This window comes from Aquisphaera insulae, from assembly GCF_011064615.1.
GTDB lineage: Bacteria > Planctomycetota > Planctomycetia > Isosphaerales > Isosphaeraceae > Aquisphaera > Aquisphaera insulae.
Genome location: NZ_JAALJH010000176.1, coordinates 1 through 5,919 on the forward strand (window position 1 = coordinate 1; position 5,919 = coordinate 5,919).

Consider the following 5,919-nt stretch of genomic DNA (forward strand, 5'->3'; position numbering starts at 1 on the left):
GGCCGAGCCCGGCGCTGGCCGAGGCTTGCCGACGGGCCCCGTTCCCGCGGAGAAAACCGGGACAGGACGCCCGGGTCGTCCGGGCCAACTCTTCATCGCACCAGCCTCTCCCTCCCGTATGCCGCCTTCCTCGTCCATGCGTAGAGACAGGCCGGAGAATCGAGCCCGGACATCCAGGAGCTTGAAAGCGGCAGCGGCTTCTTTCGCGATAGGACTATGTCAGGAAACCGACCCATGGCGTTCAGCGAATCCCTGGCCGCTCGGACCCGAGACCTGCTGGTGCGCGACGACCGCATCACCGAGAAGAAGATGTTCGGCGGGCTCGCCTTCCTGCTCCGCGGGAAGTTGCTCGTCGGCGTCTTCAAGGACTCCCTGATCGTGCGCCTCGGGCCGGACCGGGCGGCGGCGGCCCTCCGGGAACCGCACGTCGGCGTGTTCGACATCACCGGCCGGCCGATGAAAGGCTGGGTGATCGTCGAGCCGGAGGGCCTCGACCGAGATGCCGACCTGGAGGCGTGGGTCCGGCAGGCGATCGAGTTCGTCGAGGCGTTGGCGTGAGGCCCAACGCCCGGACGTGAAGAGACGCCCTCGCGGCTCGCCTCGCACCAGATGGGTCCTCCCGCGTCGGTCAGCTTCCGGCCTGGTTGCCGCGCGACCCGGGCACGAGCCCGGCCCCGCGGAGCTGCGCGCCGAGATGGGCCACCTGGAGCTCGACTCGCTTGATCTCCCGGAGGATCGAGTGTCGTTGGATCTCCATCCAGAACCAGAGCTTGAGGGCGGTGACGGCCAGCATGCAGAAGCTGAAGCCCAGGCCCCATCGGAGCATCGTCGGCGGGTGCTCGGTGCCGAGGAGTCCGAAGAGGCAGACGACTCCCAACCCGAAGAGGACGATGGTGAAGACGTAGGCCAGGATGTTCAGCCATCGCATCGTGCCGCGGAAGGTATCGGTGACGAGGTCGAAGACGGACGGCTTCCCCAGGCGCTCGAAGATATCGGCCTCCTCGCGAGAGAGGGCCTCGCCGAGCAGTTCATCGAAGTCGCGGTCGCTCGTTTTCATGATTGGGCCTCGAAGGAATCCCGGAGTTGCTTCCGGGCATGGAAGAGACGGGACTTGACGGTCCCCTCCGGCAGGCGGAGGGCGCCGGCGATCTCGATCACCGAGAGGCCGTCGACATAGAGCATGGTCAACACGATCCGCGAGTCGTCCGGCAGCCGCCGGAGGGCCAGGCGAAGTTGCTCGATCCGCTCGTCGCGGCCATCGCCCTCGCGCGGTCGGGCCTCGGGGCCCGGGTCGCAGTCGGGGTCATGCAAGGATGCGTCAGCGACGAGGCGGTTCGCCAGCGCTCGCCCGCGGCGGCGCCGCCGGATCCAATCGAAGGACTTGCGGTCGACGATCCGGAAGGCCCAGACGCGAAAGGCGGCCGGGTCTTCCAGGCCCGTCAGACCGCGGATGATCGCAATCCAGGCCTCCTGGGCCACCTCGGCGGCCGCGTCCGGATGGCCGGTCCTCCGGTAGGCGTGGCCGACGAGCCGCGGGTGCCAGCGGACCGCCAGCGCCTGCAGCGCGGCGGTGCGCCCGCGCTGGGCCTCGACGACCAGCCATTCCTCCAGGATTGCCTCGGGACCGCGTGCCACCGCGCCTTCTCCCCCGGATCCGAACCGTTCGGACGACGTGAAGAGTAGTCGCTCCGATTCGGCGTGGGTTCACGATAATCGCGATCTGGCCGATCCGCGTCCCGCGGCGGCCCGTCGGAGGCCGAACCTTGACGGCGTGCTCCCGCGAGTCTACCGTCGCCGCAGAACGGACGTTCTTCCCCGACCCGCCCGGCCGGAGACCCGCCATGCGCCACCTCGCCCCAGCCACGCTGATCCTCGGGCTCGCCGCCATCCCCGTCGCGGCCCGCGCCGAACAGTTCGTCCTCTTCGACGTCACCTTCACCTACACGAAGTCCGACGCCGACAACTCGAAGCCCAGCAAGTCGCATTACTACGTCAAGGGAGACCTGATCAACAAGGACCGCCCGCGTGACTGGACGGCCCCGGTGGACTACCGCAACGGCACGGCCCACATCCGCCTCGAGGTCCTCGACAAGCCGCCGGGCGGGGCGCCCACCACCTGGACCATCTGCTACATCCCCAACAAGGGTCGGGGCAACGGCTACGGCTGCATGGGGACCGGCCTCTACCGCGAACCGGGCCTCTACGAGCGTGACGTGCGGATGACGGAGTTCTGGGAGAACCGGTCGATCATCTGGGAGGAAGGCATCAAGCAGATGGACCTGGTGATCAAGGACGACAGCGGGGGCCAGGGCCACGCCCACCGGCGGAAGGATCCCGAGCGCTATTTCCCGACGAAGGTGCGGATCACCGTGGTGCAGGTGTCGGCGGGCTCGAAGTACGACCCGAAGCTCGTGCCCGGCCTGGAGCCCCAGGCCCGGGACGAGTCCCAGGGACTCGCCCGGATCCGGAGCGACGCCCGCGCCCTGGCCCCGCTCGTCTCCACGGACCTCGGCCGTGCGTTCCTGGGGGCGGCAAGCTCGCTGCCGACGGTCAGGCCCCACAAGCTGTACTTCGAGGCGTCCATGAAGGCCTACCTGACCGAGCAGGAGGCCAGCCACCGCAGGGATCGTTCGGGCCTCGAGGAGATCCCGGTCGACGAGACGTTCTTCTACAACACCCGATACGGCTCTCCCCTGGCGTATTCGCGGCCCATGGAGATCCTGGGCAGGTCCGGGCTCGCCGACCTGGCCGGGAAGAAGGTGGTGGATTTCGGCTGCGGCGGGATCGGCCCGATCAGGATGATGGCCGCGATCGGCGCGGATGCACTGGGGATCGACGTCGATCCGATGCTGGCCGTCCTCTACGGAAAGGACGATCGCGGCCCGGTCGGGAGCGGGCGCGTCGAGATCGCCACCGGCCTCTACCCGAAGGACGCGACGATCCGGGCGAAGGTCTCGGGCCTGGATCTCTTCCTCTCCAAGAACACGCTGAAGCGGGGCTACGTCCACCCGGATCAGGGAAAGGCGTTCATCGATCTCGGCACCGACGCGACGTTCCTGGCTGGCCTCCACGCCGCGATCAAGCCCGGCGGCCGCGTCCTGATCTATAACCTCGGCCCTGCGCCCGGGAAGGACTACCTGCCGATGGCCGACATCCGGAGCCCCTTCCCGCGCGAGGCCTGGGAGCACGCCGGGTTCCGGATCGAGGCGTTCGACGCCGACGATTCCGAGGCCGCGCGGAAGATGGGAGTCACCCTGGGCTGGGGCGACGCGGCGGCCATGGAGAAGACCCTCTTCGCGTCCTACACGCTGGTGCGGAAACCCTGATCGCGGATGACGAGCGTGGATACCCCCGGTCCCGAACGCCGAGGCCCGCGGTAATCGTCCCGGCCTACTTTCCCGATCGCGTCGATCTCGCTCAATGGTGTCGCGGAACTCCGACCGCGGGCCCACGAGGGAAATGCCCAGCGACATCGCCAGGAGGACGATGCGAGCGGCCGTCAACGGCGTCGAGATCATCCGTCACCGGCACGGAACCCCCGCCGAGCGGGTCGATCTCGAGACGCGGATCGCGGCGGGTCCCCTCGGGATGTTCCGCCACCGGGCCGGTGCGTCCGAATACAAGGACATCGACCTGGAAGTCGACCCACGCCAAGGCTTGGCGGCTTCGGCCCGGACGATCCCCTGACGTTCAGAAGTTCATCCAGAACCCCGGCGTGATCAGTTCGGCGAGGTTACCATCCGGGTCGCGGAAGTAGATGCTCCTCGCCCCGCCGGACCATGTCACGACGCTCTCGACGGCGACGCCCTCGGATTCGAGGCGGGTCTGCCAGGCCTCCACATCCTCCGAGGCGATCGAGAAGGCGAAGTGGTAACCCCCCCGGGAACCGCCGTGAGGCGGGATCACGCCCTTTCCGTCCGGGACCGGGAACGGGTCCTTCGTCCCACCTTCCGGGAACAGCAGCAGGACGCACTTGCCCGCCACGTCCAGCGCGATCAGCCGCTCGCTCTCAAGGAGCGTGGGGAAGCCGAAGAGGCGACGGTAGAACTCCGCCGCCTGCTTCACGTCGGACACGTAGAGGGCCGTCTCGAGGATGCCGCCGATCTGCATGGCCCGCTCCTTACTTGCCGAGGAAGGGCTCGACGTGGAAGTCGCCGTTGCGACCGAAGTAGATGGCCTTGCGGCCGTTCAGGAAGACGCTGTAGCTGGCCGTCCCGGCGGCCATGACCCGGCGCAGGAACTCGGGGTAATCGATCTGCCTCTCCCGGATGGCCTCGATCGCCGCCTGGACCGCGCCGGACGAGAACTCATCCGGCACCTCGGGAATATTGGTGAGCGGCATCGGTTCGAGGTGCGTCGTTCCGTCGACCCCGTAGTGCATCGTCTCCAGCCGGGTCAGGTCGGCGTCGTAGCGTTCCACGCCGGTCTCCAGCATCTTTGACACCGTCTCGGGGAAGGTCAGCCGCCCGGCGAAGGCCCGGGTCAGGCAATCGTGCAGCATCGGACTGTCCATCCGTCGATCTCCCGTTCAATCCAGGGCCTTACCCTGCCACCCGTTCCTGGTGAGTAGCGTCCGCACCGTCTCGAGGAGCTGCCGACGCTCAGGCTCGCCGATGACGCCGAAGAACGCCTCGTCATTCCGGTCCGCCTCCTTCGCCAGCACCGGCACGAGAGCCTTGCTCGCGTCCGTCAGCCGCAGCCGTACCATCCGCCGGTTCGCCGGATCGGTCTCGCGGGAGACCAGCCCCTTCTGAACGAGTCGCTCGACCATCCGGGAGAGGGCACCGTTGTCGATGCCGATCGTGGCCGCGAGCTCGTTCAGGGAGGCGTTCTCCCTGTCGAAGAGGCAGCGGAGCACGACCCACTGGGGGACGCTGACGCCGTGGCCTTCGAGCCGCCTGGCGAACGCCTCGCTCACGAGGTTGGAGAGGCATCTCAGCCAGTAGCCGAGATGATCTTCGAGCTTGCTGGGTCGCTTGGTCGTCATGCCGAGAATCATATTGCCTAGGCAACGATTGTCAAGGCAATAAATTCGTGCGTCCTCCTCCGTTCGGGTCGCGTGCTGCGTGGATCACGTGCTTCGCACTCCTCGGCCGCTCCGCCCGCCCACGCGACGACGGACCTGAGACGCCGGAGAGATCCTTGCCCCCGAGGGCCCCACATTGAACGCTCTATCATGACTTGATGCGATTTGGTCTATAGCGCGACCTTGGCATGGACCTCCAGGTCCTCGCCCACGTCCGGGCGTGTCCCCGTGAGCAAGGCCTTGCCCGCCTCGATGAGGTACTTGACGCCGCGGGTGCCGCTGTTGTCCCAGTACTCGCCTGCGTCGCCGTCGATCCGCAGGAGCAGGATGTTCGGGTCGTCCTTGCCGCCGGGGAACCAGACCTTCCACTCCAGCTTCCAGAGCCTGGCCACCTTCTCGCGGTCGTCGACGGGAGTCGCCCGCCCGCTCAGCGAGACGTATTTCGTGCTCGACTGCATGGTCACGGCGACGCGGCTGTCCTTCTCGATCTCATCCACCTTGGCCGCCCCGCGCTCGGTGGCGAACCAGAGCGTGCCGTCCGGCTCCGCCTCGGCCAGCGCCATGGGCCTGCCCCGGAAGCCGCCGTCGGCCGTCTTCGTGACCAGCATCGCCACGCCAAAGTCCTCGAGCAGCTCGTGGAGCTTCTTTTCGGGTGCGGTCGCCATGGGTGGAAGGTCCTTGCGTCGAGTCACATCGGTCCGGTCGTGATGTCCCATGTCGGAAACACTGGGCAAATCGCGGGCCATCGGCTCACGTCGTCCGAGGGTCTTGCGTCGGGACGGGGCGAGGAGCTCGCGGGAGCGCGCCGTTGGACACGAACTCCCTGGCCGTGTGATTCCGGTGGCGACGCCCCCAAGGTGGGCCACTCACGTAAGCTGGGGTCGTTCGGCACC

At 67.7% G+C, this 5,919-nt stretch carries 9 protein-coding genes; 3 read left to right on the forward strand and 6 right to left on the reverse strand.

All coding sequences use genetic code 11. The features are described 5' to 3' along the window. The first annotated feature begins 234 nt into the window (after positions 1-234). Entirely contained in the window at positions 235-558 is a 324-nt protein-coding gene (locus G6O54_RS36295) for a TfoX/Sxy family protein (protein WP_165235779.1), read from the forward strand. Between the two features lie 70 nt (positions 559-628). Here G6O54_RS36295 and G6O54_RS36300 read toward each other — a convergent pair whose 3' ends face one another. Continuing rightward, positions 629-1,057 carry a DUF6768 family protein gene (locus tag G6O54_RS36300; protein ID WP_165235782.1) on the reverse strand — a complete coding sequence of 143 codons (429 nt, stop codon included), beginning with the start codon at positions 1,055-1,057 and terminating at the stop codon, positions 629-631. Beyond that, the gene (locus G6O54_RS36305) at positions 1,054-1,635 is read right to left on the reverse strand and encodes an RNA polymerase sigma factor (protein ID WP_165235785.1); all 582 of its coding nucleotides are present in this window, start codon (positions 1,633-1,635) and stop codon (positions 1,054-1,056) included. The genes G6O54_RS36300 and G6O54_RS36305 overlap by 4 nt, the downstream gene beginning before the upstream one ends. 206 nt (positions 1,636-1,841) lie before the next feature. On the opposite strand from G6O54_RS36305, the gene G6O54_RS38310 reads away from it, so the two are divergent. Continuing rightward, positions 1,842-3,326 (forward strand): class I SAM-dependent methyltransferase, encoded by a 1,485-nt coding sequence (locus G6O54_RS38310; RefSeq protein WP_250847249.1) that lies wholly within the window; start codon positions 1,842-1,844, stop codon positions 3,324-3,326. Between the two features lie 160 nt (positions 3,327-3,486). Beyond that, the gene (locus tag G6O54_RS36315) at positions 3,487-3,687 is read left to right on the forward strand and encodes a hypothetical protein (protein WP_165235788.1); all 201 of its coding nucleotides are present in this window, start codon (positions 3,487-3,489) and stop codon (positions 3,685-3,687) included. Positions 3,688-3,690: 3 nt separating this feature from the next. On the opposite strand, the gene G6O54_RS36320 is transcribed toward G6O54_RS36315, so the two are convergent. From G6O54_RS36320 to G6O54_RS36335, 4 genes are all read right to left on the reverse strand, one after another. Further along, positions 3,691-4,110 (reverse strand): VOC family protein, encoded by a 420-nt coding sequence (locus G6O54_RS36320; RefSeq protein WP_165235790.1) that lies wholly within the window; start codon positions 4,108-4,110, stop codon positions 3,691-3,693. Between the two features lie 10 nt (positions 4,111-4,120). Beyond that, on the reverse strand, positions 4,121-4,513 hold the full coding sequence (locus G6O54_RS36325; RefSeq protein ID WP_165235793.1) for a DUF1398 domain-containing protein: 393 nt from the start codon (positions 4,511-4,513) through the stop codon (positions 4,121-4,123). 15 nt (positions 4,514-4,528) lie between these two features. Continuing rightward, positions 4,529-4,987 carry a MarR family winged helix-turn-helix transcriptional regulator gene (locus G6O54_RS36330; protein ID WP_165235796.1) on the reverse strand — a complete coding sequence of 153 codons (459 nt, stop codon included), beginning with the start codon at positions 4,985-4,987 and terminating at the stop codon, positions 4,529-4,531. Positions 4,988-5,196: 209 nt separating this feature from the next. Beyond that, positions 5,197-5,691, reverse strand: a complete 495-nt coding sequence (locus G6O54_RS36335) for a pyridoxamine 5'-phosphate oxidase family protein (RefSeq protein WP_165235799.1) — start codon at positions 5,689-5,691, stop codon at positions 5,197-5,199. Between the last annotated feature and the right edge of the window lie 228 nt (positions 5,692-5,919).